The 26,462-nt window shown below is 55.6% G+C and carries 26 protein-coding genes; 12 read left to right on the top strand and 14 right to left on the bottom strand.

All coding sequences use genetic code 11. The features are described from left to right. Positions 1 to 54: 54 nt before the first annotated feature. Positions 55 to 2,508 carry a DUF4175 domain-containing protein gene (locus TH4_RS03135; protein WP_064779864.1) on the top strand — a complete coding sequence of 818 codons (2,454 nt, stop codon included), beginning with the start codon at positions 55 to 57 and terminating at the stop codon, positions 2,506 to 2,508. Between the two features lie 83 nt (positions 2,509 to 2,591). Here TH4_RS03135 and TH4_RS03140 read toward each other — a convergent pair whose 3' ends face one another. Further along, positions 2,592 to 3,410, bottom strand: coding sequence for a DUF3426 domain-containing protein (locus TH4_RS03140; RefSeq protein ID WP_083996954.1), 819 nt, complete (start codon positions 3,408 to 3,410; stop codon positions 2,592 to 2,594). Between the two features lie 350 nt (positions 3,411 to 3,760). Here TH4_RS03140 and ftsE point away from each other — a divergent pair, with 350 nt between their 5' ends. From ftsE to TH4_RS03160, 4 genes are all read left to right on the top strand, one after another. Next, positions 3,761 to 4,438 (top strand): cell division ATP-binding protein FtsE, encoded by a 678-nt coding sequence (ftsE, locus tag TH4_RS03145; protein ID WP_008889155.1) that lies wholly within the window; start codon positions 3,761 to 3,763, stop codon positions 4,436 to 4,438. Between the two features lie 60 nt (positions 4,439 to 4,498). Then, on the top strand, positions 4,499 to 5,401 hold the full coding sequence (locus TH4_RS03150) for a cell division protein FtsX (protein ID WP_008889154.1): 903 nt from the start codon (positions 4,499 to 4,501) through the stop codon (positions 5,399 to 5,401). Positions 5,402 to 5,788: 387 nt separating this feature from the next. Continuing rightward, a complete protein-coding gene (locus TH4_RS03155; protein WP_064779866.1) occupies positions 5,789 to 6,517 on the top strand; it encodes a YdcF family protein in 729 nt (242 codons plus the stop codon). An 87-nt stretch (positions 6,518 to 6,604) separates the two neighbouring features. Then, a complete protein-coding gene (locus TH4_RS03160; RefSeq protein WP_064779867.1) occupies positions 6,605 to 7,444 on the top strand; it encodes a lysophospholipid acyltransferase family protein in 840 nt (279 codons plus the stop codon). 82 nt (positions 7,445 to 7,526) lie between these two features. Here the strand turns inward: TH4_RS03160 and TH4_RS03165 are convergent, their stop codons facing one another. The 6 genes from TH4_RS03165 to TH4_RS03190 form a co-directional block, all read right to left on the bottom strand. Next, positions 7,527 to 8,501 (bottom strand): DMT family transporter, encoded by a 975-nt coding sequence (locus TH4_RS03165; RefSeq protein ID WP_064779868.1) that lies wholly within the window; start codon positions 8,499 to 8,501, stop codon positions 7,527 to 7,529. Continuing rightward, positions 8,501 to 9,061 (bottom strand): gamma-glutamylcyclotransferase, encoded by a 561-nt coding sequence (locus TH4_RS03170; protein ID WP_064779869.1) that lies wholly within the window; start codon positions 9,059 to 9,061, stop codon positions 8,501 to 8,503. The genes TH4_RS03165 and TH4_RS03170 overlap by 1 nt, the downstream gene beginning before the upstream one ends. Before the next feature lie 46 nt (positions 9,062 to 9,107). Beyond that, a complete protein-coding gene (locus TH4_RS03175) occupies positions 9,108 to 9,989 on the bottom strand; it encodes a DMT family transporter (protein ID WP_008889147.1) in 882 nt (293 codons plus the stop codon). Between the two features lie 89 nt (positions 9,990 to 10,078). Beyond that, positions 10,079 to 11,044, bottom strand: a complete 966-nt coding sequence (locus TH4_RS03180) for a prephenate/arogenate dehydrogenase family protein (RefSeq protein ID WP_064779870.1) — start codon at positions 11,042 to 11,044, stop codon at positions 10,079 to 10,081. Position 11,045: 1 nt separating this feature from the next. Beyond that, the gene (gene hisC / locus TH4_RS03185; RefSeq protein ID WP_008889145.1) at positions 11,046 to 12,143 is read right to left on the bottom strand and encodes a histidinol-phosphate transaminase; all 1,098 of its coding nucleotides are present in this window, start codon (positions 12,141 to 12,143) and stop codon (positions 11,046 to 11,048) included. Between the two features lie 52 nt (positions 12,144 to 12,195). Next, a complete protein-coding gene (locus TH4_RS03190; RefSeq protein WP_245227710.1) occupies positions 12,196 to 13,068 on the bottom strand; it encodes a chorismate mutase in 873 nt (290 codons plus the stop codon). A gap of 208 nt (positions 13,069 to 13,276) precedes the next feature. On the opposite strand from TH4_RS03190, the gene metX reads away from it, so the two are divergent. The 4 genes from metX (at position 13,277) to TH4_RS03210 (ending at position 16,356) form a co-directional block, all read left to right on the top strand. Then, the gene (gene metX / locus TH4_RS03195; RefSeq protein WP_064779872.1) at positions 13,277 to 14,437 is read left to right on the top strand and encodes a homoserine O-acetyltransferase MetX; all 1,161 of its coding nucleotides are present in this window, start codon (positions 13,277 to 13,279) and stop codon (positions 14,435 to 14,437) included. A gap of 2 nt (positions 14,438 to 14,439) precedes the next feature. After that, the gene (metW, locus tag TH4_RS03200; protein WP_064779873.1) at positions 14,440 to 15,090 is read left to right on the top strand and encodes a methionine biosynthesis protein MetW; all 651 of its coding nucleotides are present in this window, start codon (positions 14,440 to 14,442) and stop codon (positions 15,088 to 15,090) included. 113 nt (positions 15,091 to 15,203) lie between these two features. After that, complete coding sequence (locus TH4_RS03205) at positions 15,204 to 16,049, top strand: hypothetical protein (protein ID WP_245227712.1); 846 nt, start codon at positions 15,204 to 15,206, stop codon at positions 16,047 to 16,049. A 19-nt stretch (positions 16,050 to 16,068) separates the two neighbouring features. Beyond that, a complete protein-coding gene (locus TH4_RS03210; protein WP_063088529.1) occupies positions 16,069 to 16,356 on the top strand; it encodes a hypothetical protein in 288 nt (95 codons plus the stop codon). Between the two features lie 30 nt (positions 16,357 to 16,386). Here the strand turns inward: TH4_RS03210 and moaE are convergent, their stop codons facing one another. Continuing rightward, entirely contained in the window at positions 16,387 to 16,842 is a 456-nt protein-coding gene (moaE, locus tag TH4_RS03215; RefSeq protein ID WP_064779875.1) for a molybdopterin synthase catalytic subunit MoaE, read from the bottom strand. A gap of 32 nt (positions 16,843 to 16,874) precedes the next feature. Then, positions 16,875 to 17,426, bottom strand: coding sequence for a CDP-diacylglycerol--glycerol-3-phosphate 3-phosphatidyltransferase (gene pgsA / locus TH4_RS03220; RefSeq protein WP_040822814.1), 552 nt, complete (start codon positions 17,424 to 17,426; stop codon positions 16,875 to 16,877). Positions 17,427 to 17,667: 241 nt separating this feature from the next. On the opposite strand from pgsA, the gene TH4_RS03225 reads away from it, so the two are divergent. Together TH4_RS03225 and TH4_RS03230 are read left to right on the top strand one after the other, a co-directional pair. Continuing rightward, the gene (locus TH4_RS03225; RefSeq protein ID WP_064779876.1) at positions 17,668 to 17,901 is read left to right on the top strand and encodes a type II toxin-antitoxin system ParD family antitoxin; all 234 of its coding nucleotides are present in this window, start codon (positions 17,668 to 17,670) and stop codon (positions 17,899 to 17,901) included. Then, complete coding sequence (locus TH4_RS03230) at positions 17,894 to 18,184, top strand: type II toxin-antitoxin system RelE/ParE family toxin (protein ID WP_064779877.1); 291 nt, start codon at positions 17,894 to 17,896, stop codon at positions 18,182 to 18,184. The genes TH4_RS03225 and TH4_RS03230 overlap by 8 nt, the downstream gene beginning before the upstream one ends. A gap of 65 nt (positions 18,185 to 18,249) precedes the next feature. Here TH4_RS03230 and TH4_RS03235 read toward each other — a convergent pair whose 3' ends face one another. After that, positions 18,250 to 19,512, bottom strand: coding sequence for a uracil-xanthine permease family protein (locus TH4_RS03235; RefSeq protein WP_245227714.1), 1,263 nt, complete (start codon positions 19,510 to 19,512; stop codon positions 18,250 to 18,252). Between the two features lie 378 nt (positions 19,513 to 19,890). Here TH4_RS03235 and TH4_RS03240 point away from each other — a divergent pair, with 378 nt between their 5' ends. Continuing rightward, positions 19,891 to 21,108, top strand: a complete 1,218-nt coding sequence (locus tag TH4_RS03240; RefSeq protein ID WP_064779879.1) for a YopA family protein — start codon at positions 19,891 to 19,893, stop codon at positions 21,106 to 21,108. Positions 21,109 to 21,192: 84 nt separating this feature from the next. Here TH4_RS03240 and uvrC read toward each other — a convergent pair whose 3' ends face one another. From uvrC to TH4_RS03260, 4 genes are all read right to left on the bottom strand, one after another. Further along, positions 21,193 to 23,130: an excinuclease ABC subunit UvrC gene (gene uvrC / locus TH4_RS03245; protein ID WP_157097700.1), complete on the bottom strand. Its 1,938-nt coding sequence runs from the start codon at positions 23,128 to 23,130 to the stop codon at positions 21,193 to 21,195. A 477-nt stretch (positions 23,131 to 23,607) separates the two neighbouring features. Next, positions 23,608 to 24,048: a dihydroneopterin aldolase gene (folB, locus tag TH4_RS03250; protein WP_008888328.1), complete on the bottom strand. Its 441-nt coding sequence runs from the start codon at positions 24,046 to 24,048 to the stop codon at positions 23,608 to 23,610. A 100-nt stretch (positions 24,049 to 24,148) separates the two neighbouring features. After that, on the bottom strand, positions 24,149 to 24,919 hold the full coding sequence (locus tag TH4_RS03255; RefSeq protein WP_064779880.1) for an SDR family oxidoreductase: 771 nt from the start codon (positions 24,917 to 24,919) through the stop codon (positions 24,149 to 24,151). Between the two features lie 336 nt (positions 24,920 to 25,255). Continuing rightward, on the bottom strand, positions 25,256 to 26,218 hold the full coding sequence (locus TH4_RS03260) for a calcium/sodium antiporter (RefSeq protein WP_064779881.1): 963 nt from the start codon (positions 26,216 to 26,218) through the stop codon (positions 25,256 to 25,258). Positions 26,219 to 26,462 lie beyond the last annotated feature (244 nt).

Consider the following 26,462-nt stretch of genomic DNA (forward strand, 5'->3'; position numbering starts at 1 on the left):
GTGCCAGAATGCCGGATACAACGCGCAATATGTCGGCAAGCAGGGCTCAAAGGCATGTCGTTGATACCACCCTATCCCAAGATGGAACGCCATGTGCGCAAGACGCGCTTGGTGATGGTGTGGGAATCTGTCTGGCCCTGTCTGATCCCGGCCCTTTCGATCGGACTACTGATCGTTGGTCTGACACTGACCGGAACGTTTGAACTTCTCCCCGCCACCGGGCACATCATGCTGCTGTCCGTCCTGTCGGTCGCGGTCATGGTTGCCGTGGTCGCGCCATGGCGCAATTTCAAAATGCCCACGCGCCGGGACGTCCTGCACCGGATCGAGGTGGACAACCATCTTGATAACAACCCACTGCAAAGCCTTGAAGATCACGTCCCCGAAACCGACGACCCACTGACCAGCTACCTCTGGCAGCGTCAACTGGGCCTGCATGAAGCCGCACTGGCGAAGCTTCGGCTATCGCGTCCTCTGCCCGCTATTACCCGCGTTGACCGCTTTGGCCTGACCGCCATTCCTGTGTTGCTGGTGTTTGTCGGCCTGATGACCGGCCTTGACCATGCCGAGGAACGCTTTTCAAAGGCCTTCAGCCCACTTCAGCGCCTTGGTGCCGCCGACTTCAGTGCCACCCTTTGGGTCACCCCACCGGCCTATACCGGGCAAATACCGCGCATCTTGCAGTTCAGTGCGCTGTCCGATACGGATACCACAGGTGCCCGCCAATCCGAAAACACAGGTAATGCGACCTCTGACAAGACCAGTGACGTCATCACTGTTCAGGTCCCGGCGGGATCGACCCTTGATGGCAGCATCACAAGCATCTGGGAACCGACCCTGACCACCCCGAACGGCACGCAATCCTTTACCGAGGGGGCCGAGAACAGCTATGTGCTGTCCACCGCAATCGACCAGCCCGGCCAATGGCGCATATCGGTCTGGGGCAATGATCGCCTGACTCTTGATATCGAATTGCTGGCCGATAATGTGCCTAGCCTGTCCTTCGTCAGCCCGCCGACCATCACCCGGCGCGATCATGTGCGCCTTGATTACGTCGTCAGCGATGATTATGGCCTTGATAGTCTTGATCTGGTGATCACGCCTGCGGCCGAAGAAGGCACGATCAAGCAATATGGCCCGATTGATCAGGTGGTGATTGATCTCAAGGGCGATGCGGCTGGCGTTACCAGCAGTGCCGGCGCCATGCCGACCCGCATCGAAGGCCCGCGCTTTATTGATCTTGTCGCCCATCCCTGGGCAGGTTTGCCGGTCAATATCCAGATGGTCTCAAACGATAACGCCGATCAACGCGGTGAAAGCGATATCCGCTCCCTGATGCTGCCCGAACGGGAATTCAGCCATCCGGTGGCGCAAAAGCTGATTGATATCCGGCGTGGTTTGCTGCGCTATCCGGACCGCGCACTTGAAATGCATCAGGCGCTGTTGCCGATCCTGTTCGCCCCCCAGGCCTTTAACGGCCATCTCGGCGTGTTCCTGACCCTTTCGGTGGCCGAAAGCCGGCTGGCGTCGAACCTGCAAAACCGCGCCACCCATCAGGATGTCGCAGGCCTTCTGTGGCATGTCGCCGAGGAGATCGAACGGGGTTCCTACGGCATTGCCGAGCGTAATTTGATGGAGGCCGAGGAACGCCTGCTGGAGGCCCTTGCCAACCCCGATGTCACCGAAAGCGAAATCGCCCGCCTGATTGATGAATACCGTCAGGCGCTCAATGAATATCTTGCCGCCATGATGCGCGAAAGCCCGGAACAGGCCGAAGAAGAACCCCCGCCCGGCAGTGCAACACTTGAACAACAGGACCTGTCACGCATCATCGATCAGATCGATGCCCTGATGCGCGCAGGTGCGCGTGATCAGGCCCGCCAGTTGATCGACCGTTTGCGCGAACTGGTCGAAAACATGCAAGTCACCACCGGTCAGGGCGGCATGGATATCACATCGACGCTGCGCGAAATGTTGGACGGCATGCGCGATCTGTCGCGCCGTCAGCAGGACCTGATGAATGAAGGCGACAATGCCTCCACCCGGAACGGCAATGGCCCGCGTGCAAACCAGCAACAGGGTCTTGCCGATGACGCCGGTGAAATCCTCAACGATCCCGGTCTTGGCCAATTCGGCGATGTCAGCGGCATGAATTCGGTGATTGATGCAATGCGCGGCGCGGCAGAGGCGCTTGGCAACAACCGATCGCACGAGGCCCTGCAATATCAGCGACAGGCCATGGACGCCCTGCAACAGGGCATTGGCGAAATCAGCCGCGCGCTGGAAGGGCTCAGCCAGCTCGCCCCGATGCTCGAAGACCTCGAAGGATCCGGGCGCCGTGATCCGCTGGGCCGGCCCGTCGGTGGCGATGGCACCACCACCATCCCGGATGTAAACACGCTCGAACGGGCCTGGCGCATCTTGCAGGAACTCCGCCGCCGGTCTGGCGATCCCGAACGCCCGGAGATCGAACAGGAATATATCGACCGCTTGCTCAAACGGTTCTGAGTGGTCACTGAAACGCCCAAAACAAAAAAAGGCAGCACGCGTTGTGCTGCCTTTCTCATAATCACGATGTTTGCGCGAACCGCTTAGGGCTCAACCGCCTCGCGCGGGTCAAGGAAGGTGACCTGCAGGCGGGTTGCCGTCGGGTTCGGGCGCCGGATCTTGGTTTCGACTTCCATGCTTTCGCCAACCGGCAACATCTGTTGCACCATCGGCATCTCCGCACCGGACTGAACCAGCGTCTCATCATAAATCAGCGGCACCTTCTTGCGCTGAACCACACGATCAAGCGGATCAAGAAGCTCGATCAGAAGGTAAGGAAGCGCTCGCGGCTCTTCACTGATATTGACGATCTCGGCGCGAACAACAAGAACGTCAACGCCGTCCTCTTCTTCGCGGGTCGGCGGCAATTCGCGGATATCAAGGCCTTCGCCGACATGCGGCACATCAAGCCCCACCATGTCATAAACCTTGGCAATCGGCGGCCACAGTTCGATGATCTGATCCTTGGCGAAGTAGCCACCCGCACCAATCCCGCCCAACACCAGCAGGAAGATGATCCAGCCAACGATGCCCTTTTTCTTTTTGGGCTCCGGCTTTGGATTGTTGCGAATCAGCTGCTGGGGAATCGGGGGCGGATCGGGGATCTTGTCGGCTTCTTCAAAGCCCGGATCAACCGGCCCACCGCCCATCTGGTCTGCATTGAAATCAGCACCCAGCGACCCCTCTTCATTGAACGGGGCCGGAATATCATTTTCCGGGGCCGGGGCTGGCTTCTTTGCGCCGGGCGGGTCCTGATGCCAGCTATTGCCGCAGCTTTTACAGCGCACGGTTCGGCCTTTCGGACCGATTGCTTCTGTTTTAACTGAGTATTTCTTTGAACACTCTGGGCAAGTAATGATCATTGCAAACCTGGCATATCGATGACGGCGGCATCAAACACGGGGGAAGGCGTGAAACTGTCTGCGACTGACGGTCCCCCTGTGCCGTCAGTGAAGCCTTACACTATATGTAAATAGCGGCGATTTAACAGACTGTTAAGCAGAGATAACAGAAGCTGCCCGGATTTGGGTATCAAACCTCTGGCTGATCGGGCTGTTAATGGTATCCAAAATAGACGACAAACCGTCCAAACCGGTTAATTCATTTTCGATATTGTCACGACAAGGCTACTTTCCAACCCTGTCGGATCATGACGAAAGCCGATATAAACACCGATGTATCAACCGTCATTCGCCCAGATGGAGCAAGAATTTTGACCGACGTTGTCAGTTTCAGGAATGTCGGAGTCCGGTATGAATCCGGGCCGGAAATCCTGCGCGACCTTAATTTTACGCTCGGTCGCGGCAGTTTTCATTTCTTGACCGGGGCATCGGGTGCGGGCAAGTCGACATTGATGCGACTTTTATTTTTGGCCTTGCGCCAGACACGCGGCGAAATTTCGATCTTTGGGCGCGATAATATCCGCATCCCGCGCGAAGAACTGCCGGCGATTCGCCGCAAGATCGGCGTCGTGTTTCAGGATTTCCGGCTGATCAACCATCTGACGACCTTCGAAAACGTCGCCCTGCCGCTCCGTGTCGCTGGCGTCGAAGACCTGCAGATTCGCAAAAACGTCACCGAACTTCTCGAATGGGTCGGGCTTGGCGATCATATCAACGCAGTGCCATCACGCCTGTCAGGTGGGCAGCAACAACGCGTTGCCATCGCGCGCGCCGTCATTGGCCGCCCCGCCCTGCTTCTGGCCGATGAGCCGACCGGGAACGTCGATGATCGAATCGCCATGCGATTGCTCTATCTGTTTGAAGAGCTCAACAAACTCGGCACCACCGTTCTGATCGCAACCCACAACCGGCAACTTGTCCGGCGGTTTGGCCATACCCAATGGCTGCTCGAAGGTGGTACCTTGCACGACGTCACCAACAGCGGCTGAAACCCGACACACCAAGTCCAAGCTTCGTAAACACGGGATCAACAGGACCAACACACGATCATGGCATTTCGCGCACCTCCATCGCACCTCCCTCTTGAAAGCGATTCGTCCTCGCGCTTTTTGCCGAGCATCGTCGCCTTGATGGTTGCGCTCCTGACCTTTTCCATCGTCGGGCTTGCCGCCCTGCATGACAGTGTCGGTCAATGGTCGGGCCAGATCGAAGGCAGCCTGTCGATCCAGGTTCCCCCGACCGAACTTGCCAACCGATCCCCCGCCGAACGTGAAGCCGCCCTGCAAGGCACGGTCGATAGCATCATCGAACAGGTGTCCACCCTGCCCGGCATCGCCCGGATCGAGGAACTGAGCCCCGACACCATGGCAGCCCTTCTCGAACCTTGGCTGGGCCCGGATGAAGTCATCAGCGAACTGCCCATTCCGCGCATTATCGAAGTCACCCCTGAAACCGGGTTTAACTTTGATGCGCTCGAAAGCCGTCTTGGCGTCATCGCGCCCGAGGCCGTGCTTGATGATCATCGCATCTGGATCGAACGCATTGCCGATGTCGCCTTTTCGGTTGAACTGGCATTGGCGCTTCTGATTGTCGTGCTGTTTGGCGCAACCATGCTCTCGGTGGTGTTTGCCACCAGATCAGGCCTTTCAATCCATCATCGCATCATTGAATTGCTGCATCTGATTGGCGCACAGGATGGATATATCGCCAGTCAGTTCGGCCGCCATAATCGACGCCTTGCCTTCTTTGGCGCACTGATCGGCCTTTTGATTGCGCTGCCGGTTTCCGCCCTGATTGGTTGGCTTGGATTGCGGGCGGGCTGGCCGGTGCCATCACTGGTTCTCAGCCCGACCTTTATTGGCCTGATCGTCGCCATTCCGTTTATTGTCGCACTGGTGGCGGGCATCACCGCCAACCGAACTGTGCTTCGTGTCCTACACCGGATGTTGTAACCCGCTCACGGTCTTCGTATAGTCGGTTGTTACCACTTCCCTTTTGGGATCATGGCCTTGGCCCTCTTTGTCCCTTCAGGGGGCAAAACTCATTCACATAACCGACCCGGCAACTGATATGAGAGAAAAAGCAAGGAAAAGCCCGCAGAGCGGGGTGATCCCCGGTCAAGGGATTTGACGCAGAGGCTTTCTCTCATATCAGTTGTCCTTCGGATCACCCGGATTTGTACGGGCTATTTTGTCGCAAAATCTTGAAAGATATTAATCTTCCTGCGATTTTGCTCTGCATATCCGTGCAAATCCGGGCGACCGGACGATTATGTGAATGAGTTTTGCCCCCTGGAGATCCGAATTCATGCCAGACCGCCGCTATTCAGGCACGCCTTCATGAACAAGCCCCCGCTGAGTGTGCAACATCGCCGCCGGTTCCGGCGGTTTCGTTTTTTGCTTTCCACACTGATTTTCTGCGCGCTGGTCTGGGCGGCGGGCTTCATCTGGTATGTCGATTACATCCCCAAAACGGTTGAAAACACGACCCAACGCACCGACGCCATTGTCGTTCTGACGGGTGGCAGCGAACGCTTGTCCGAGGGCCGCCGTCTTCTGGTGCGTGGCCTTGCCGACAAACTGTTCATATCAGGTGTCTATCGCGGGGTTGAAGTCGACGAACTTCTGTCCGTCGGCAAATCCGATCCGCGCCTGATCGCCTGCTGCGTTGTTCTGGGCCATGTCGCTGAAAACACCCGCGGCAATGCAATTGAAACCGCTGTCTGGATGTATGAGGAAGGTTTCAAAAGCCTGCGCATCGTGACCGCGAACTACCATATGCCTCGATCCCTTCTGGAATTCAAAAGCCTGATGCCCGATGTTGAAATCGTCGCCCATCCGGTTTTCCCAGATAACGTCAAGGTCGACAATTGGTGGCGTTTCCCCGGCAGCAGCGCCCTGATCGCCAGTGAATATAACAAATACGTCTTTGCCAGCCTGCGCAACACGCTGCTCAACTGGTTGCCAAACGGTGACCGCGCTGCACTGCGCAGCCCCGGTGGTCCTGTGAAGGATGCACCGGACCTTGATGACTATTCCGCCTCAAACGCGGCGCGCAAGGATGGCTGAACAATCGGCATTTTCTGATCGTCATATTGCTGTTACAAAACAGTGAATATGTAAGGTCAGGACCATGGCTGTAAGGAATTTGTCTGAATGATTACCCTGCGCGCGTTGCTGTTTAACGTGTTGTTTTTCGGCGGAACGGCGCTTTTGTGCATTGTTCTGTTGCCGCTGATGCTGTTTGGGCGCAAGGCCAACCAGTTCGTCGGCCATGCCTGGTGTCGCCTCATTCAGTTCATGCTGCGCTACTCGGTGGGCATGCGCAAACGCTTCACCGGTCTGGAAAATCTGCCCGACGGTCCCTGCATCATTGTCGCCAAACATCAGTCCGCATGGGAAACCCTGACCTTCCATACGGTGGTTCCTGATCCGGCCTATATCCTGAAAAAGGAACTCACGCGCATTCCGCTCGTCGGGCAGTTCCTGATCCTCTCGGGCCAGATTGCTGTTGATCGGTCGGCGGGCAGTCAGGCCCTCAAAGACATGATCAAGGGTGCGTCCAAGGCGCTTGAGGAAAACCGTCAGGTGATCATTTTCCCCGAAGGCACGCGTACCCCGCCGGGTTCCAACCGTCCGTATCACCCGGGCATTTTCGCGCTGTATAAGGCCTTCCCCGACACCAAGGTTATTCCGGTCGCGCTTAATTCCGGTATGTTCTGGGGCCGCGACAGCTTTATGAAATATGGCGGTCGCGTCACCATGGAATTCTTGCCGGCCATGGAACCGGGCCTTGATCGCAAGACCTTCATGAAGGAAATCAAGCACCGCATCGATACCCGCACGCGCGAGCTTGAGGCTGAGGCACAAACAGAATTCCATCTGCCGATGCTGACCTCTGATGACATTGATGCAAAGCAGGAAAAAGAGGACGCGCAACTAAGCACGACGGCCAAGGACCCTGTCAAAGAAACGGCGCAAGACAAGGTCTCCTGAACCGCCTGCCTGCAGAGTCACAACACATAAAAAGGCCCGCAACACCATCTGGTGTGCGGGCCTTTTTTATTGCTCAGAAGCTCTAAGGCTTTGTGACGCGAACGCGCTCTGTCTTTTTGCGCGTGACAAGCCAGATGCCCGACACGATCAAGACAATGCCCGCCAGATGATAAAGATGCAGCGCCTCACCCAGAAACGCGATGGCAAGGCCGCTTGAACAGACCGGGATCAGATACATGAACACGCCCGCCTTGGCCGGCCCCACCAGCGACACGCCCCTGTTCCAGAACATGTATCCCAGAAACGCCGGACCCGCCCCGATATAGAAAATCTTGAGCATGTCCGGCCAAACCGGATCAAGGCTGGTAAAGAACGGCTTTCCATCCACCACCAGTGCCCAGACATAAAGCGGCGTTAAGAAACACAAACCGATCAGGGCCGATACAAACACCAGGCTTAGCGGATGCACACCCTTGGGCGCGCGTTTCAAAAACATAGAATAGGCGGCCCAAACCATGGCCGACATCATCGCCAGCACATCGCCCAGAACGAAATCCATTCTGGCAAAGACCGATGGGTCGCCCTTGGCGATGATGGTCGCGGTTCCGGCCCCGGCCACCAGCACGCCCAGCCATTGACCAAGCCGCGGTTTGTCTACCGTCAAAAGGGCTGCAAACAACAGAACCCAGATCGGCGTTGTCGCGTTCAGAAGTCCGGTATTGACCGCCGTGGTGTTATAGGCCGCCAGATAAATCACCACCGAAAACAGGAACACACCGGTAAAGCCGATCAAAAACATCGACAATTTGTGGTCGGCCATGATTTTCAGATCGCGACGCAGATATTTAAAGCAGAACGGCAACAGCAAACAGATCGCAACGATCCAGCGCCAGAATGAAAGTGCCTCGAACGGCACCGTTTCATTAATGCCGCGCGCCACCACGTGGTTTGAACCCCACATCAACGAACAGGCCACCAACATCAGATAGGCCATCGTCAGTGGCGTCTGCGACCCGGTCTGGGTGGCAGAAACAGTCGTTCCGTTTGACTGGCTCATCAGATTCCCGCCCCCATATTGATCTCGCCATATTCGCGCCGCACCAGATCCATCAGATCGTGCAGGGGCGGATCAATGATGCCCATTTCATCAAGATGGCGCACCGTGTTTTCCAGATATTCAAGGTTCGGCCCGACATTGCCGTGGGCCGCAACAATGATTTCGACCGCGGTGCGCACCGGCAGGTTGCCGGCATATTGTTCATGGGTCGGATCGGCGACATAGGTGTGCGCAATCACCGTGCGCCCGTCTGCAAGCTCAACCTCGACATCGGCCGGGATATAGGTGTTGGTCACAAGTTCGCGCTCATCCAGATAGGCTTTCACCTTTGACCAGTTTTCGTGCGCAATGCGAAACGCGTTGCCAACACATTCCCCGCCCTTGTTCAGGCCAAGAACCAACCCCGGATTTTCCGGCGTGCCGCGATAATGATGGGAATAGATACAAAACGACCGGTGATAGCCGGGCAGCAACGCACGTGCGCACTCGACAAATTCAAAGCCCGGCCGCCACAACAGCGACCCGTATCCAAAGACCCATTTTTCGCGGGCGTCCGTCAAACTTTCCTCCGACAGCTTAGATGCTGATTAGTTGATTTACGGCAACCTATCGCTTCATGATCACCAATGCCACCCCAAGGGCGGCAATTGCAAACCCGGCAAAGCCAAGCACGCCAAGTTGCTCGTCAAACAGAAGCCAGGCAAAGAACGCGGCTGTCGGCGGCACAAGGTAGAACATGCTGGCCACACGGGTGGCTTCGCCCTGCTTGATCAGAACCATCAACAGCATGATCGCCCCGATCGACAAAACCAGCACCAGCCATGCCATCGCCAGAATGAAGTCCATGCTCCATTCAACATGCAGCGGCTCCTTGAACAGCGCGACAACGCCGACAAACACACTGGCAGCAACATATTGAACGACTGTGCCGCTCATCAGTTCCATGCCAGTGCAAAAACGTTTCTGATAAAGGGTGCCAGCAGTCATGCCAAACAGCGCGAAAACCGCAAGTCCGATGCCAAACGGGGTAATACCGACACCATCGCCAATCTTGGGCAGCAAAACCAGCGCCACCCCGATCAGGCCCAGGATCAAGCCGCCCCATTGCCGCATCGAAACCCGTTCGCCCAAAATGGACCCAACGACAGATGCGGTCACAACCGGCTGCAAGCCAACGATCAATGCGGCAAGCCCGGCCGGCAACCCAGTATCAATCGCCCAGAATACCCCGCCCAGATACACACCATGCACCAGCACCCCGGTGGTGCCGATATGGGCCGCCTCACGCCAGGTTTTTGGCCATTTGGCCCCCATCAGGAAGATCACCGGGATCATCAGGATCAGGACGATGACAAATCGGACAAAAAGGAAAACGAACGGATCTGCATAGGGCAGGCCAAACTTGGCGCCGACAAAGCCCGTGCTCCACAGGAACACGAACACAAATGGCATGATCCGGGCGAACGCCGGATGATTGGTGGCAGACATTTCATTCCCCTAAGGTCGGTCCGTAAAGCGTGGTGGGGCTGCTTGCTGGACCGCACAGGATGACCGACAGAATGCCGGTCACTCCCAAATTACTCAGCAGGCTTTTTCTTGCTCTTTTCGTCGCTTTTGCGGTCTTCGCCTTCGGCCGAGAAATTGGCGAAATACTGACCGGCATCAACAATGCCGCGACGAATTTCACGGGTGCGCGAAAACAGCTCAAACAGTTTGTCGCCCTCGCCCCAGCGAATGGCGCGTTGCAAGGCCATCAGGTCTTCCTGAAAACGTCCCAGCACATCAAGCACCGCTTCACGGTTATTCAGGAACACATCGCGCCACATGGTCGGATCAGACGCAGCAATACGGGTAAAGTCACGGAAACCGGTTGCGGAAAACTTGATCACTTCCTGACGCAGTGCGTCCTCAAGATCAGTTGCCGTTCCGACAATCGTGTAGGCAATCAGGTGCGGCAGATGCGATGTAATGCCAAGGATACGGTCATGATGATCGGCATCCATGCATTCAACATACATCCCGCAGGCTTCCCAAAGGGCTTTGACCTTGGCAATCGCAGCTTCGTTTTCGCCCGGGATCGGGGTCAGGATGCACCAGCGTTCCTCAAACAGTTCCGGAAAACCGGAATCCGGGCCGGAATGCTCCGTACCGGCCAACGGGTGACCGGGTACGAAATGCACACCTTCGTCCAGATGCGGGGCAATGTCGCGGATGACCGATTGTTTGACCGACCCGACGTCCGAAACAATCGCACCCTTTTTAAGCGCACCGGTCAATTGCGCCCCAATGGCTTCATTGGCACCGACCGGGGCACAGACCATCACCAGATCCGCATCACCAACCGCCTGCTTGATGTCGCAATAGGCCTCATCGGCAATGCCAAGTTCAAGCACCCGGTCACGGGTCGCTTCTGATCGGACCGCGCAGGTGATTTTGTCGGCAAGGCCGTCACGCTTGATGCGACGGGCCATGGACGAGCCGATCAGGCCCATGCCGATAAAGGCGACAGTTTCAAACAGCGGTTGGGATGCAGTATTGGTCATTTTATGCGTTCACAAAGTCCTTGATGGTCTGCAGGCAGATTTCCATTTCTTCCTTCGTACCGATAGAAATACGAAGCATCTGCGGCAGGCCATAGGCACCGATTTTGCGCGGGATTACGCCACGGGCCATCATGAAATCATTGGCAGCATCGGCGTTCTTGCCTTCTTCTGCCGGGAATTCAACGAGAACGAAGTTGCCATAGCTCGGATGTGCCTTAAGGCCCGAAATCGCGTTCACCTCGTCACGGAACCACGAAAGCGTTTCGGCATTGTGGCGCACGCATTCATTGACGAAGTCATCGTCATCAAGGGCGGCGGCACCGGCTTCCTGTGTCGGCAGCGGCACGTTGAACGGGTTGCGCAGGCGTTGCAGCACATCGGCAATCGCTGGCGGCGCATAGCACCAGCCCAGACGGATACCACCAAGACCATAGATCTTGGAAAATGTGCGGGTCATCACGGTGTTGTTGCCTGCTTTCACAAGCTCTTCACCGGCTGAATAATCTTCCTGGCCGGTCATGAACTCGGCATAGGCCGCATCGACCACCAGAACGATGTCTTCACGCAAACCATCGCGCAGGCGCTTCATTTCGGCATCCGAAATATAGGTCCCGGTCGGGTTGTTCGGGTTGGCAACAAACACGATCTTGGTTTTGTCCGTCACCGCCGCCAGCAGCGCATCAACATCGGTCGTCATGTTGGTTTCAGGCGCGGTTACCGGCGTTGCACCAACACCCATGGTCGCAATCGGATACATCAAAAAGCCGTGCTGCGAATACAGCACTTCATCACCCGGACCGGCATAGGCACGGATCAGAAGCGTCAGAAGTTCATCGGAACCGTTGCCGCAAATAAGCTGATCAAATTCCAGACCGTATTTCTCGGCCAGCTTGTGACGCAGAACGTCGCAACCGCCATCCGGATAACGATGCAAACGGGTTGCCGTGTTACGCAGGGCTTCCATGGCCTTGGGGCTCGGGCCAAGTGCGCCTTCGTTCGAAGACAATTTGATCACGCGCTGAGCACTGTCAGCACTGGATTTACCGCCTTTGTACGGCGCGATATCAAGAATTCCGGGGCGTGGGGTGGGCGCAGACATCAGGTATATTCTCCCTGGGGAAATTGCAGCCAGTCGCGGCTGCCAAGCATGTTTAACTCAGTGCGTCTTCGGCAAGCGGCACGGCATAGGCCCCAACCACCCGCAAACTTTCGGGGCGAAGGCCTTGCGCGTCCAGTGTGCTCTGAAACGCATTGGTGCGATTACAAAAGAATCCCGGCACATCAACAAGCACAAAACGCCGATCCGTCGCCTCATCGTCAGAAAAGCCAAGGATTACCGATCCGTCGATGCCATCCGCAATTTTTTTGCGCACGGTATCCATCGAAATCTCTTTAGACAGGCTGACCACAAACAGAGTCCGGTCATCACCACTGTCTTCAAGATCGATCGCTGCCAGAACGAAACCCTCGGTATCTTCGCCGCGTCCAACCGGGCGACCGCCAAAGGGCAGCTTTGAAACCACACGCACCGGGCTTTGTTCGCTCAGATGGACCCACCATGGCTGGGCCTCGCCCAGTTGCGGTTTGGGAAACACACCAACTGCTGCCCGCCCGTCTTCAACGGCATTGAACGCTTCGCGCGGGGTATCAAATTCAATGATTTCGTTAAGGCACCCGAAATTCAAACGCGCCAGTTCCCAGCAATCCAACCCGTCGGCATTGCGGCCAAGTGCCACCGTGTATGGTGCTTCAAGCCGCGTTCCGGCCGCGATCATTTCGCGCCAGATCTGGATCAGGGCGGTTTTGGGAAAGGCCCCTTCATGACGTTCAACAAGCGTGCGCATGATGCGGGCTTCACGGGCCGGGCGATAGGGCACTTTGACCTTGCCACCCGCCGCGATCATCCGGTCCTTGTAGGCCCCGACGGCCTGCACAACCTTTGTCCGGCGAATGATCAGCGACTGCAAAGCCTGATCGATCTCGTCGATCTCTCCGCGCAGCTCATTCAGGTCAAGATTTGCCAAATTTTTATCGTCAGACGCCATAATCTACTCTTCTTTTGAACGGCGCACAGTATTAGGACAGGGCCGCAGAAATGCAAAGAAAAGATTGACTAACCCCGGCTCTGCTTCATAGCTAGAACGAACTAATTTCCGCAAAACCGACGATGAAAGCATGGCGCGTTGTCGGTTTGCCCACGGAAACAACGAATAACCAAGGAAACCGCAATTCATGTCCACCGCGACCAACACGGAAAAGCGCCCCCCGCTTCCAGGCCACCACATGGTGCTTGGCGAAACGGAAAAGCTGCGCCTTGATAGCGGTGTGGAGTTCGGTCCGTTTACCCTGGCCTATCAGACCTACGGCGAACTTAATGCCGACAAATCCAACGCGATTCTGGTCTGCCATGCCCTGACCGGGGATCAATATGTTGCCGATGACTTCCATCCGATCACCGGCAAGGAAGGCTGGTGGTCTGAAATCGTCGGCCCCGGCAAGATCATTGATACCAACAAGTATTTCGTGATCTGCAGCAACGTGATCGGCGGCTGTCTTGGCAGTACCGGGCCCAAGGAAATCAATCCTGCAACCGGCAAGCCATGGGGCCTTGATTTCCCGGTGATCACCATTGCCGACATGGTACGTGCCCAAACCATGCTGATTGACGCGCTTGGCATCGACATGCTGTTTGCCGTCATTGGCGGGTCGATGGGCGGCATGCAGGTTCTTGAATGGTGCAAAAGCTATCCGAAGCGCGTTTATGCCGCCGCCCCGATTGCGACCTCGTTCCGCCATTCGGCGCAAAATATCGCCTTCCACGAAGTCGGGCGTCAGGCCGTTATGGCCGACCCGGACTGGTGCGGGGGCAATTACCTGCTGGAAGGCAAGAAACCGTCACGCGGGTTGGCTGTGGCGCGCATGACTGCGCACATCACCTATCTGTCGCAACCGGCACTCCACCGAAAATTCGGGCGCAAGCTGCAAAACCGTGGTGCGATCACCTATAGCTTCGATCAGGATTTTCAGGTCGAAAGTTACCTGCGCCATCAGGGCAAAAGCTTCGTCGATCGCTTTGATGCCAACAGCTATCTCTATATCACCCGGGCGATGGATTATTTCGATCTGTCACTTGAATATGACGGGCGGTTGGCCGAGGCCTTTCAGGGCTGCAAAACCCGGTTCTGCGTCATTTCGTTTTCCAGCGACTGGTGCTTTACCACCGCTGAAAGCCGGATTGTCGCCCATGCGCTCAATGCCGCATCATGCAATGTCAGCTGTGTCGAGATTGAAAGCGACAAGGGCCATGATGCGTTCCTGCTTGATGAACCCGATTTCCACATGGTGCTGAGTGGCTTCATCGAAGGTGCCGCCGAAGGCCGGGGGCTGAAATAATCATGAATGAGACTTTGAACCCAAACAGCGCAGCCAACGTTGCGCATAGCGACCGCATCCGTGTCGACCTGCAACTGATTGCCGACATGATCGAGCCGGGCACGCGTGTGCTTGATATCGGCTGTGGTGACGGCGAACTTCTGGGATACCTCACCCGCACCAAAAAGGTTGATGGCCGCGGCCTTGAGCTGTCCAACGAAGGGGTGCGCAACTGTGTCGCACAGGGTCTTCCGGTGATGCAGGGCGATGCGGATCGCGATCTGCGCGATTACCCGGACGGGGCGTTTGATTACGCCATCCTCAGCCAGACCTTGCAGGCAACCCAGCGCCCGAAAGAAGTACTTTCGGAGTTGCTGCGCATTGGCACCAAGGCGATTGTGTCCTTCCCGAATTTCGGCCATTGGCGCGCACGGTTTGATCTGATGTTCCGGGGTCGTATGCCGCAGAACCCCAACCTTCCGATCATGTGGTACGAAACGCCAAACATCCATTTCTGCACGGTTTTGGACTTCGTTGCGCTGTGTAAAGAAATGGATTTGACGATCGAACGGTCGATGGTTCTCAATGAAGCCGGATCGAAGCTCAGCCTCGGCAGCCAGACCCGGTTTTCCAACTTTTTGGGCAATCAGGCACTTTTCATGCTCAGCAAATAATCAGATCGATTATTCGTTTTCATTGAACAATTGCCCCTGCCCGATCACAAACTGATCGCGTCCCCGTCTGAAATCTGATGCCCGATCGGGCAACTTCATCAGACGGGGCCGATATGACCATTTCAATCCTCATACAATTTGTTCGCCGTGCTTTTCTGATCGGCGCGATCACCCTGCTTGCGGCCTGTTCGCAGAAGGCCGAGACGCTGAAACTTTCGGTCACCCAGTTTGGCAGCGCGACTGAGCAGGCATTCGATCACTATGACGCGGCCTATAGCACGCAATTTGCCCCCTTCCCGAAATCTGACACGGCAAAGCGCAGCGCGTTTGTCAGCAACATCACCGATTTCACCGGCACGATCACACCGGCCAATATCGATACCTTGCTTGATCCCGATGCGGTGAAGATCGACCCAAGCGTCGCGCGCCAGTGGCAGGACACGCTCAAGGGCCTGCGCAGCCAGTATCAGCAGTTCGTTGCGATCTTCGATAATATCGAAGCCGGATCGGCATTCGGTGCCTCGGCGCTCACAGAATCCGGGCCTATCCTGGAAAAACTGCGCACGCAGCTTGCTACCATCAGCGATGAATTCGCGCGCACCCCGCCGCAATTCCTGACCCGGCGCAGCACCCTGATTGCCGAACTGAACCTGATCCGCACCAAGGATCACAACAACCCGGAGGCCGAAAGCCTTCTGATTGAGGCCTGGTGGCAGCAATGGAACAGCCTGATCGCGGCCGAACGCGCGATGCAGACCGATACCCTGCGCGCCTTTGTCACGGCCTCAGCCCTTGGCAGCAGGTTGCAGGGACAGATCGATAACTATGCCAAGCTTGATGCCGGGTCGCTGATTACCGCGGTCGAAGACGGCATCAAACTTTCCAGCCAGATCGGCAAGCTGAGCCCAGCCGAACTGGTCACCCAAGGCACCGGCCTGCTTGAAACCGCAACCAACTAGAAAAGAGGGAGTTTTCACAATGAGCCAGACACTCGGTGCCCTGATTGCCGATGCACAGGAAGCCTATGCGACTGCGGCTGTGACCTATCAGGGGGCGACGATTGACCAGAAGGTCAAATCCAAACCCGCCCTTGATAAGGCCGCCAGCCAACTGGTTGCCCTTCAGGCCAAGCAGCTTGATGAAGCCAAGGAAGTCGATGCAGAGGACGAAGCGGCGATGAAACAATTGCGCCAGCAGGTCAATAATGCCGCGACCCTGCAGACCGGGCTGATGACACTGGTTGCGGTGCTGACGAAATTTATCTGACGGGCCGCTGTCAGGCAGTTATTTCCACCGTCATTTCCAGCGGTCGGCATCGGCATCATCGGATGCCTTTGCCGTCACCCACTTGTCGCCACCGTCCGGGGTTTCTTCGCGTTTCCAGAATGGCGCGCGGGTTTTGAGGAAATCCATGATGAAGTCGCAGGCCTCGAACGCGGCACGGCGATGGGCCGAGAGCACGATCACCAGAACAATGCGTTCGCCGGGCAACATGCGGCCAAAGCGATGAATGATGCGAATATCATCAAGCGGCCAGCGATCGGCGGCCTCATCAGCGATCTTTTCGAGTTCGCGTTCGGTCATGCCGGGATAATGATCAAGCGTCAGGGCCGAAACATTTTCGCCGCCATGAATATCGCGCACCAGCCCGACAAAACTGACCGCAGCCCCGATATCGGTACGACCATCGGTCAGGGCCGAAAGTTCGGCGCCCGGGTCAAAATCATGTTGCTGAACAGAAACGCGTGACATGGTCGCCGTCCCGGTTTGCCGGATTACAAGAATTAATCGAGATGTTTCAGGCCGGTGCGCAGATAGATATAGCCTGTCTGAACCGTGACGATCCCGGCAATCCACAGCAGGATATCACCAATCAGGATCGAGGGGATCAGATCAGGCGATGCATCGCCGACCAGAAGGAACCCGATGGCGAGAATCTGGGCCGTGGTTTTCCATTTGGCAAGGACGGTGACCGGCAAGGGCACTTTAATCTCGGCCAGATGTTCGCGCAGGCCCGACACCATGATTTCCCGGCACATGATGATCACGGCGGGCAATACCGCCAAACCAGAAATGCGTTCAAAGGCCACCATCATCATCAATGCGGCCGCCACCAGCAGCTTGTCGGCAATCGGATCAAGGAACCGACCAAGTGGCGAAACCACATTCATCGAGCGCGCCAGATAGCCGTCAAAGAAATCGGTCACCCCGGCAAAGGCAAACAGCGCAAAGCCGATCCAGTTGCCAACCGGACCATTGATGTAAAACGACGCGATCAGCGCCGGGATTACGAAAATGCGCGACATGGTCAGCAGATTGGGAATCTGGTTCTTCATAAACAGGGCCTGTTTGACGGATTTTACGGCAATGACATCAAGGCCCTGATGCGCAAACGCCCAAGGCCGCGCAATTATTAAAGACTTGAAGCACATACCACAAGGGCCGTGTTCATTTGCCATAAAACCGCAGCAATAGAGATTGGACGTCCGATGCCAAGTCCCGCCACGACATCATCCCCGATAGACCGCATTGGCAAAATTTGGCATAATTTGCCATATCTTGATAACGGAGCACATCATGGCGACGATGAATGTATCCCTGCCTGACCTTATGCGCGAATGGGTCGAGAGCCAGATTGAACAGGGCGAATATGCAAGTTCAAGCGACTATATTCGCGATTTGATCCGGCAGGACCAACGCAGACAAAAACTGCTGAAGGCGGCGCTTAATGAGGGGCTTAACAGCGGTCGCAGCCCCCGCACGGCAGAAGACATTTTGCAGGAGACCCGCAAGAAGCTGACGGATGGCTAAATACATCCTTTCGCAAAAGGCGGATGAAGATCTTGAGGGGATATACATTTATTCCCACGAGAGTTTTGGCGAAAAGCAGGCCATTGCGTATTTCCTGTCTTTGCGTGATTGCCTGAACAATCTGGCCAATTCCCCGCATATTGGCCGGGATGTGAGTTTTCTGCATCCGGGCATGTATTGCCACAATCATAAACGCCATATGGTTTACTACCTGATTGAAGGCGATGGTGTTTTTGTCGTGCGCGTTCTGCATGATGCAATGGATGCGCATCTGCATCTCTGATGCAAAGAAAAGGGCCGCATCCCGAAACAAGGATGCAGCCCTAAATCGATCAAATTGGCACGCGATCAGGCAACATCTGCCTCGGCCGGATGGGCGGACTTGCCGCGTCCGATGCTGAGCGCCTGATAGAGGATGATGGCAGCAAGGGTTGCCGTGCCGATCCCGCCCATGGCGAAGCCACCGAAATTGACCGTGAAATCGCCCGCACCAAAGATCAGCGTGATGCCCACCGTAAACAGGTTGCGCGGATCAGAGAAATCAACGCGGTTATCGACCCACAAACGGATCATGGCAGCAGCAATCAGGCCAAAGACCGCAACACCAAGCCCGCCCAGAACCGGGCCCGGAATGGTGTGCAGCAATGCGCCGAATTTCGGCGAGAAACCGAGCAGGATGGCAATCACGGCGGCAATGACAAATATCAGGGTCGAAAACACGCGGGTCACCGCCATCACACCCATGTTTTCAACATAGGTGGTCACCCCGGTACCGCCACCCGATCCGGCCAGCATGGTTGCCAGACCATCGCCGACAAAACCACGGCCGATATAACGATCCATGTTCTGTTTGGTCATGCCGCCAATCGCCTTGATATGGCCGAGGTTTTCGGCCACCAGAATGAAGGCCACCGGCGCGATCAGGAACATGGCAGAACTTTCAAAGCGCGGTGCGACAAAGGATGGCATGCCAAACCAGGCGGCTTGGGAAAGTTCGGTAAAATCAATCGCCGGCATCAGGCCAAAGCCATTGCCCAAAACCAGCACCAGCACATAGCCCGCCATAATCCCGACCAGGATGGAAATCCGGCGCAGCGCAATCGGCGCGTAAACCGAAACAAAGGCCACCGACAGCAAAGTCAGAAGGGCGACCAGCATATGCATGTTGTCCCCCGTAATGCCATTGATCCCGACCGGGGCGAGGTTCAGGCCAATCGCCGCACCAACCGCCCCCGTCACCGCAGGCGGCATCAGTTTTTCAACCCAGCCGGTGCCGGTTGCCATGACGATCAGACCGATCACGACATACAGCGCACCAGCAGCAATAATCCCGCCAAGCGCCCCGCCAATATCCGGGTTTGGTCCCGATCCGGCATAACCGGTGGCGGCAATGACGACCGCGATAAAGGCAAAGGACGAGCCCAGATAACTCGGCACACGGCCCGCCGTGCAAATGAAGAAGATCAGGGTACCGATCCCGGAAAACAGGATCGCCAGATTGGGGTCAAACCCCATCAGAAGCGGACCAAGGATGGTCGCACCCGACATGGCTACAAGATGCTGCAAGCCCATCGGGAACATCGCACCCCAAGGCAGACGCTGATCAGGCATGACTGTGGAAGACCGGGTCACAGACCAGGAAGGAAAATATCGCATTTATGGCAAGCCGATTATTTATGGACGTTTCGCGCGAAAATGCCCCGCCGGGCGGCAGGGCGTACCGGGTATCGCGCCACGGGCGACAAAAAGCAAGACGGGAGTGCGATGTTTTAAAGCGTTTTGCATTTAATCCATCTTTTGAACTGAGAGGTCCCGGTATTGATGGATCCCCGCCTTCGCGGGGATGACGGAATTTTGCGGCAGCGCTGATGCCATTTAGCGCAAAACAACTCACAAGCCCTACTCAACGTTAAGAAGCAAAGTTCACAAACCGCACCTTCTCGTTTTGCAGTATTATTCTCGAGTTGTAGGAGTTTCACGGTCGAAACAATGAATCACATTCCTCTTGGAACAACTTCTGTTGAGTTCGAGCATAACGGACGGCGGTTAACCGCTGATGCTGCAGTTAAGCTAGAACTGTCGCTAAGTTTAAAACTTCTTATTGAATGTGACTTTTCCAACGCAAATCACGCTATTTGGCCCGGAAAGTACACATCAATACGCTTAGTGAATTACGGAAAGAAAATTCCTGTATTCATTAGCCGCTGCTCACCCGAAGGAGTTGAGTTTGTTGGCCTTGAAGCACCCTTCAGGGTTCTAGGGAACGAAGAGCAACTGCTTTCTTATATAGAGTTTGAACTTCTAAATTTTTCAAACCTCAGAACAAAACACGAAATTCAATTCGAAAATTGGTCGATCGAAATCACTTCAGTCCCTCAACTGTATGATATCGCTGAAAAATTTCAAAATTCTGGAGGTTTCGCTAAAACTCATTCTGGGAGCTTATGTCGTTCTGACGGGGTGCCTTTCAGCGTCTCAGAGGCCGAGAACATTCTTGATTCCTTGAGGCTTCAGTGCTGCTTTGCCCACGGAATTTATTGCAGTCCAATCCTGCCGACCGGATACGATGAAAGTGGTAAAGAGGTATGGAAAGAGTGGGGATCTTCAAGCGTTGATATTTGGCGCTGGGCACCAAGTTGGGCAGACATAGTCCCGCCCTTAGCTTTAAGTGAAACTTTTCCGAACTTCTATAAAACCCTATGCTCAAGCAACGAAACAAAGAGCGCCGTGCACGTAGCTCTCTCTTGGTACCTTCGGAGCAATCGTAATAACGGCGACATTTCAGGCGGCCTGATCCTTACCCATACCGCTTTGGAAAGGCTTGCTCATCACTTTGAGTTTCGAGAAAGAGGCGCTGCTCGAAACATCAGGTCGCTACTGAAAAAGTTCGGCATTCCAACTGAACTTCCACGCTGTTTAGCGAGCTTGATGGAGCTTAGTCGCAAATACACGAATAGCCGTAACCTGTCTTTGACGGATGGCCCATATGTATTCTCAGAAGTCCGCAACAATTTAGTGCATCCAGATCATACTTGGAATGATCTGGAGCCAATCGCAGAATACGAAGCTTGGAGCTTGGGACAGTGGTACATTGAAATGGTGATTCTAGCGATGACTGGCTTTAATGGGCAATATGGCAATCGCCTAATTGCAGGACGAGCCAAATATGATCTGGAAACCGTTCCTTGGGCCAAACAAAAAAGCTAATATTTAGCCCAACGAACCGGTGGATCCCCGCCTTCGCGGGGATGACGGATTTTTCAGGGACTGCGGACATTAACGTTGGGGCGCTTATTTGCCTTCGTGGAAATGATCGTAGATCTTGCGGGCCAAGGCGGCACTGATGCCATCGACGGCTTCGAGATCGGACAGCCCTGCATCAGCGACGCCACGGGCGGAGCCGAAGTGATGGAGCAGGGCCTTTTTACGCGCACCGCCGACACCGGGGACGGAGTCGAGCACGCTTTTGCCCATCTGTTTGCCGCGTTTGGCGCGATGGGTGCCAATCGCCCAGCGATGGGCCTCGTCGCGCAGGCGCTGAATGAAATAGAGCACCGGGTCCTTCATATCGAGACGCACCGGGGCCTTGCCGGGGATGTGCAGGACTTCCTTACCGGCATTGCGATCCACCCCCTTGGCAACACCGACCAGCATGACGTCTTCGATCCCGAGGTCTTCGAGCACTTCGCGCGCCACGCCAAGCTGCCCCAAACCACCGTCAATCAGGCAAAGGTCCGGCCATGTGCCGTTTTCGCGGTCCGGGTCTTCTTTTTGGGCCCGGGCGAACCGGCGGGTTAAGACTTCACGCATCATGGCAAAGTCATCACCCGGCGCGATATCGCCCTTGATGTTGAATTTGCGATAGGCGTTTTTCATGAAGCCTTCGGGCCCGGCGACAATCATGCCGCCGACCATATTGGTCCCCTGGGTGTGGGAGTTATCGTAAACCTCGATCCGTTCCGGCGTGCTTTCGAGATCAAGCTTGTCAGCCAAGTCTTCAAGCAATTTGCGCTGTGTCGCACTTTCGGCCAGACGACGGCCCAGCGCGTCCTTGGCGTTGGTCAGGGCATGTTCGACCAGTTTGCGTTTGCCGCCGCGTTTGGGCACGAGCAATTCGATCTTGCGGTCGTTATTGATGCCAAGCGCGTTTTCGACCAGTTCCTGGCCTTCGATTTCATGCGACAGGAAGATCTGTTTGGGGGCCGGTTTATCGGCATAGAACTGCCCGACAAAGGCCGAGAGGATTTCGGGGATTTCAGCCGATTGTTCATGGCGCGGGAAATAGGACCGGTTGCCGTAGTTCGAGCCCGAGCGGAAGAAGAACACCTGAACACAGCTTTGCCCGCCTTCCTGATGAAGGGCGATGACATCGGCCTCCTCGACACCTTCGAGGTTGATGTCCTGATGGGATCGGATCTGGCTGAGCGCACGGATGCGGTCGCGATACATCGCGGCCTGCTCAAACTCCATCTTTTCCGAGGCATCCATCATGTCAGCTTCGAGCTGCTTGAGGATTTTCTGGCTGCGCCCGGTCAAAAAGTCGCGGCAGATATCAACAAGCTCGTCATATTCCGGTTTGGAAATGCGATCGACACAGGGGGCAGCACAGCGTTTGATTTGATAAAGCAAACACGGGCGCGAGCGGTTGGAAAACACCCCGTCGGTGCAGGAGCGCAGCAAAAAGGCGCGTTGCAGATGGTTGATGGTGTTATTCACCGCCCAGGCCGAGGCAAACGGGCCAAAGCAACTGCCATCCTTGGCGCGTGCGCCGCGATGTTTGACGATGCGCGGATAGTCGTGATCCTCGGTAATCAGGATATACGGGAAGCTTTTGTCATCGCGCAGCAGGATGTTGTAGCGCGGTTTGAGCTTTTTGATCAGGTTGGATTCAAGAAGGAGCGCCTCGGCCTCGGTATGGGTGGTGATGATTTCCATCCGCACCGTCTGGGCCACCATGCGGGCAATGCGGATCGGCAATTGCATGATGCGGGTATAGGCGACCACGCGTTTCTTGAGGTTCTTGGCCTTGCCAACGTAAAGCACGCGTTCCTTGTCATCGATCATGCGATAGACACCAGCCGAGCCCGGCATGGTTTTCAGCGCATTTTTGATCGCCTCCACCCCGCGAGCTGCCCCGCCGTCGATTTTATCACCATCAAGCGACAAACCGATTTCCCGTTTCGGGGCATCATCCCCGGTCGGGTTTTCGGGGGAAACAGGTGGCTTCATCAAGGCACTCCGAGATCACGCGAGGCTGCTGCTGGTCAGGCGAGCTGCAATCGACACTAAAATACATTCAAAGTTGTGACAGCCGTCACTGGCAAACGCGAATTGAAACATAGCTGAAAAGATTAACATCGCAACCGCGCCGAGGGGAATCGCCATGCCAAAAAAGATGTCCACCAAGACTGTGGATAACTATGTGGGTAATCGGGGGGTGACTTCCTGCACCCCTTGAGAGTCTTAACGTTCTATGAAGTGCACAATTATTGAGCAAAACAGTTAAGTTATTGATTTTAAACAATAAAAATACTGTCAACGTGAAATCATTCGGTAATAGAGTCGTAAAAAATGAATATTTTCCTTTGAATCATATTCGCCAGATGCTTGTGAATAAGCGCCATAGCGATTCGCGCCAGAGGAATCAAAGAGTCCCTTGGATTAGCCGTCTGGAAAAGTAAATTTTTTCGGGAAATCGCGTATCGATCAGCGCGCGATATTGTGGCGTTCGATTTCTACACCAACCGCAGCGGCATCTTCAAAAACGTCGAGCTTTTCAACCCTGACGATCACCTTACGAACGCGCGGATCGGCAAGACACATGTCGGCGAGTTTTTCCCCAAGGGTTTCCACAAGGTTGGTGTGACCATCCTGGCAGATGCGGCGTGTGCCGACCACCAGATCCTCGTAGCTTAGCACGGTGGTGATATCATCATTCTGGACACCGTCGCCTTCGAGCACGGCAAGGTCGAGATTGATGCGCACGCGTTGCGGGGCTTCTTTTTCGTGTTCGTAAACACCGATGGAGGTGTGAATGATCATGTCACGCACGAAGACACGGCGCAGGTTGCCTGCACGATCTGCATGGGGCACATCGGCAAATGGCAATGTCGTAATTTTGGCATCCTGTTTAAGGCCTGCGGTCATATTCCGGTCTTCCTTGTGCTGCTTTGTTGCGGGTGCCTTAAAAATCACCACGCAATTCCGGCCCGATGTCTGGCAGCGATTTAACGATCACCACCGGGCATCATTCGTTGGGCGCATCTTCTTCGCCACTGGGCGCCCAATCGAGGTGCTGCCCGCCGTCAAGCGCTAACATTTGCCCGGTGATGGCCGGCGCGGCAAGGAAAAATCGAACCGCGTCGCAAATCTCTTGCGGGTTTGTCCCTATTTTCAGGGGTGTTTTTTCGCACTGCGCGTCGAAATCTTCCTGTGTTTGTCGGCTACTAGGCAGTGCCGGCCCCGGCCCGATGGCATTGACGCGAATTTTTGGTGCAAGGGCCAATGCCAGCGTCTGGGTCAGGGTCCAAAGCCCGGCTTTGGAGAGGGTATAGGTCATGAAATGCGGGGTCAGGTTCCAGACACGCTGATCAATCAGGTTGAGGATCATGCCCTGACAGCCGTCCGGCAGGTGCTTTGCAAATTGCTGCGAGAGGATAAACGGCGCACGCAAATTGGTTTCCATATGCAAATCCCAGCTTTCGCGGGTTGCGGTTTGCACATCATCAAATTCAAAGGTCGAGGCGTTATTGATCAGAACCCCGATCGGACCAAGTTGGCTGGTCGCGTCGGCAACCAATTTATGGGTTGCATCTTCGTTGGTCAGATCGGCCGAGACGACGCAGGCCTTTTGGCCAAGGTCGCGCACCTCGCCAGCGACAGCTTCGGCGTCTTGTTTGGAGCTGTTGCAATGCAGGGCGATGTCATATCCAGCCTTGGCCAGATCCAGGGTCAATGCACGACCGATGCGTTTTGCCGCACCGGTGATCAGAACGGATTTCGGGAATTGACCTGTCATTGTTGCCTTGATCCTTCGCAAAGTGTGCGGACCGTCATGAGACAGACGGCCCGCGAACTGATTGAACTGATTAAAGCATGTTGCATTTAATCTGCTCCATTTTGTTTGTTTTTGGCGTGTCGTTTGGCAAGGCACAGCGTGCAGAGCGATGCGGTGCATCGGTCAAACGGTGTAACGCCGCGAAACCTCGCCAAAAACAAACCCTTCGGGCCGGGACAACCTTCCGCCCCGCAGCGTCAAGCTCCTTGCACGTAGCCCCACTACGTACTGCGGTCCTTTCCTCGCCGGACAGAAGGTTCTCTCCGGCAAAATGGGGCAGATTAGATGCAATATGCTTTATGCTACGACAAGTTGGAAGACATAGACCAGATAGGCAATCACGAATGCACCGCCGGTGATGCGCGAAATCTTGCGCATGGCATAGGCAACAGCGAGCAAGCCCACGGTTACCGCCAGCATGATCCAGATGTCGGAATTCATGATCTGTTCAGGCACCGGGATCGGTGCGATCAGCGACACACCGCCGATGATCACAAGCAGGTTCAAAAGGTTCGAGCCAAACACATTGCCCAGCGCCACATCGGAATGCCCGCGGAAGGCAGCAACCACCGATGCGGCCAGTTCCGGCAGCGACGTGCCAAAGGCAACAAGGGTCAGGCCAATGACGGCTTCTGACACGCCAAACTGTCGGGCGACCGAAACCCCGCCTTCAACCAGCCATTCCGCGCCAAACATCAGCGCCACAATCCCGATGACGGTCGCGATGATCGGCCTGGTCCAGCCTTTGGGCTTTTCGCCGACTTCGTCGACTTCTTCTTCATGCAGGTGGCTGGCTTCGCTCGGCGAATTTTTGTCATGCTGATAGGTGAAGTACCAGATGGCAGCCAACACGCAAAGCATCACCGCCCCGGCCCAGCGTTCAATCACGCCAAACATGCAAAAGGCTATAAACAGGACCGTGCCCAGCAACATGGTGCCGCCATCACGGACCACGGTGACCCGCGAGGCCGCAACGGGTTTGAGCAAGGCAACGGCACCGAGAATAAGCAGGATATTGGCAATGTTGGAGCCAACAACGTTGCCCATGGCGATATCGGCTGTGCCCTTGAGCGACGCATTGAGCGAGACGACAAATTCCGGTGCTGACGTCCCGGCGGCGACAATCGTCAGACCGACGATCACCTTGGAAACGCCCAGCAAAAGTGCAAGACCAACCGCCCCCCTTACGATGAATTCGCCACCTGCTGTCAGCAATACAAGGCCCGCGATGATCTGAAGATAGGGGATTAGCTGTTCCAAAATATCTGCTCGTTTCAAAAGCGATTAAACCGGCCCGTTGTCGGGCCCGCGGAAGATGGCATTTGGCAGCGCGAATGGCAAGTCATCAGGCGGTGACAATCCACACAGCACTTTATAGTGCGATTGGGCGGTGAATTTCGCCAATGCCGCAAATTTACCCACGACTGGCAGGGTTATTTTCGTTATCGTTGTAATCTCGTTATTTTCAGGCATTTAGGTCCTGATACCCATTGATTATTTGACC

The organism is Thalassospira tepidiphila MCCC 1A03514 (genome assembly GCF_001662875.1).
Taxonomy (GTDB): domain Bacteria; phylum Pseudomonadota; class Alphaproteobacteria; order Rhodospirillales; family Thalassospiraceae; genus Thalassospira; species Thalassospira tepidiphila.

Coding starts and splice junctions, on each gene's coding strand:
- TH4_RS03205 (WP_245227712.1), top strand. CDS start 15,204: ATGACCATTTCAATCCTCATACAATTTGTTCGCCGTGCTTTTCTGATC.
- TH4_RS03210 (WP_063088529.1), top strand. CDS start 16,069: ATGAGCCAGACACTCGGTGCCCTGATTGCCGATGCACAGGAAGCCTAT.
- TH4_RS03225 (WP_064779876.1), top strand. CDS start 17,668: ATGGCGACGATGAATGTATCCCTGCCTGACCTTATGCGCGAATGGGTC.
- metX (WP_064779872.1), top strand. CDS start 13,277: ATGTCCACCGCGACCAACACGGAAAAGCGCCCCCCGCTTCCAGGCCAC.
- moaE (WP_064779875.1), bottom strand. CDS start 16,842: ATGTCACGCGTTTCTGTTCAGCAACATGATTTTGACCCGGGCGCCGAA.
- pgsA (WP_040822814.1), bottom strand. CDS start 17,426: ATGAAGAACCAGATTCCCAATCTGCTGACCATGTCGCGCATTTTCGTA.
- TH4_RS03175 (WP_008889147.1), bottom strand. CDS start 9,989: ATGTCTGCCACCAATCATCCGGCGTTCGCCCGGATCATGCCATTTGTG.
- TH4_RS03160 (WP_064779867.1), top strand. CDS start 6,605: ATGATTACCCTGCGCGCGTTGCTGTTTAACGTGTTGTTTTTCGGCGGA.
- uvrC (WP_157097700.1), bottom strand. CDS start 23,130: ATGAAGCCACCTGTTTCCCCCGAAAACCCGACCGGGGATGATGCCCCG.
- TH4_RS03235 (WP_245227714.1), bottom strand. CDS start 19,512: ATGCCTGATCAGCGTCTGCCTTGGGGTGCGATGTTCCCGATGGGCTTG.
- TH4_RS03135 (WP_064779864.1), top strand. CDS start 55: ATGTCGTTGATACCACCCTATCCCAAGATGGAACGCCATGTGCGCAAG.
- TH4_RS03150 (WP_008889154.1), top strand. CDS start 4,499: ATGGCATTTCGCGCACCTCCATCGCACCTCCCTCTTGAAAGCGATTCG.
- TH4_RS03155 (WP_064779866.1), top strand. CDS start 5,789: ATGAACAAGCCCCCGCTGAGTGTGCAACATCGCCGCCGGTTCCGGCGG.
- folB (WP_008888328.1), bottom strand. CDS start 24,048: ATGACCGCAGGCCTTAAACAGGATGCCAAAATTACGACATTGCCATTT.
- TH4_RS03240 (WP_064779879.1), top strand. CDS start 19,891: ATGAATCACATTCCTCTTGGAACAACTTCTGTTGAGTTCGAGCATAAC.
- TH4_RS03165 (WP_064779868.1), bottom strand. CDS start 8,501: ATGAGCCAGTCAAACGGAACGACTGTTTCTGCCACCCAGACCGGGTCG.
- hisC (WP_008889145.1), bottom strand. CDS start 12,143: ATGTCTGCGCCCACCCCACGCCCCGGAATTCTTGATATCGCGCCGTAC.
- TH4_RS03230 (WP_064779877.1), top strand. CDS start 17,894: ATGGCTAAATACATCCTTTCGCAAAAGGCGGATGAAGATCTTGAGGGG.
- TH4_RS03140 (WP_083996954.1), bottom strand. CDS start 3,410: ATGATCATTACTTGCCCAGAGTGTTCAAAGAAATACTCAGTTAAAACA.
- metW (WP_064779873.1), top strand. CDS start 14,440: ATGAATGAGACTTTGAACCCAAACAGCGCAGCCAACGTTGCGCATAGC.
- TH4_RS03255 (WP_064779880.1), bottom strand. CDS start 24,919: ATGACAGGTCAATTCCCGAAATCCGTTCTGATCACCGGTGCGGCAAAA.
- TH4_RS03180 (WP_064779870.1), bottom strand. CDS start 11,044: ATGACCAATACTGCATCCCAACCGCTGTTTGAAACTGTCGCCTTTATC.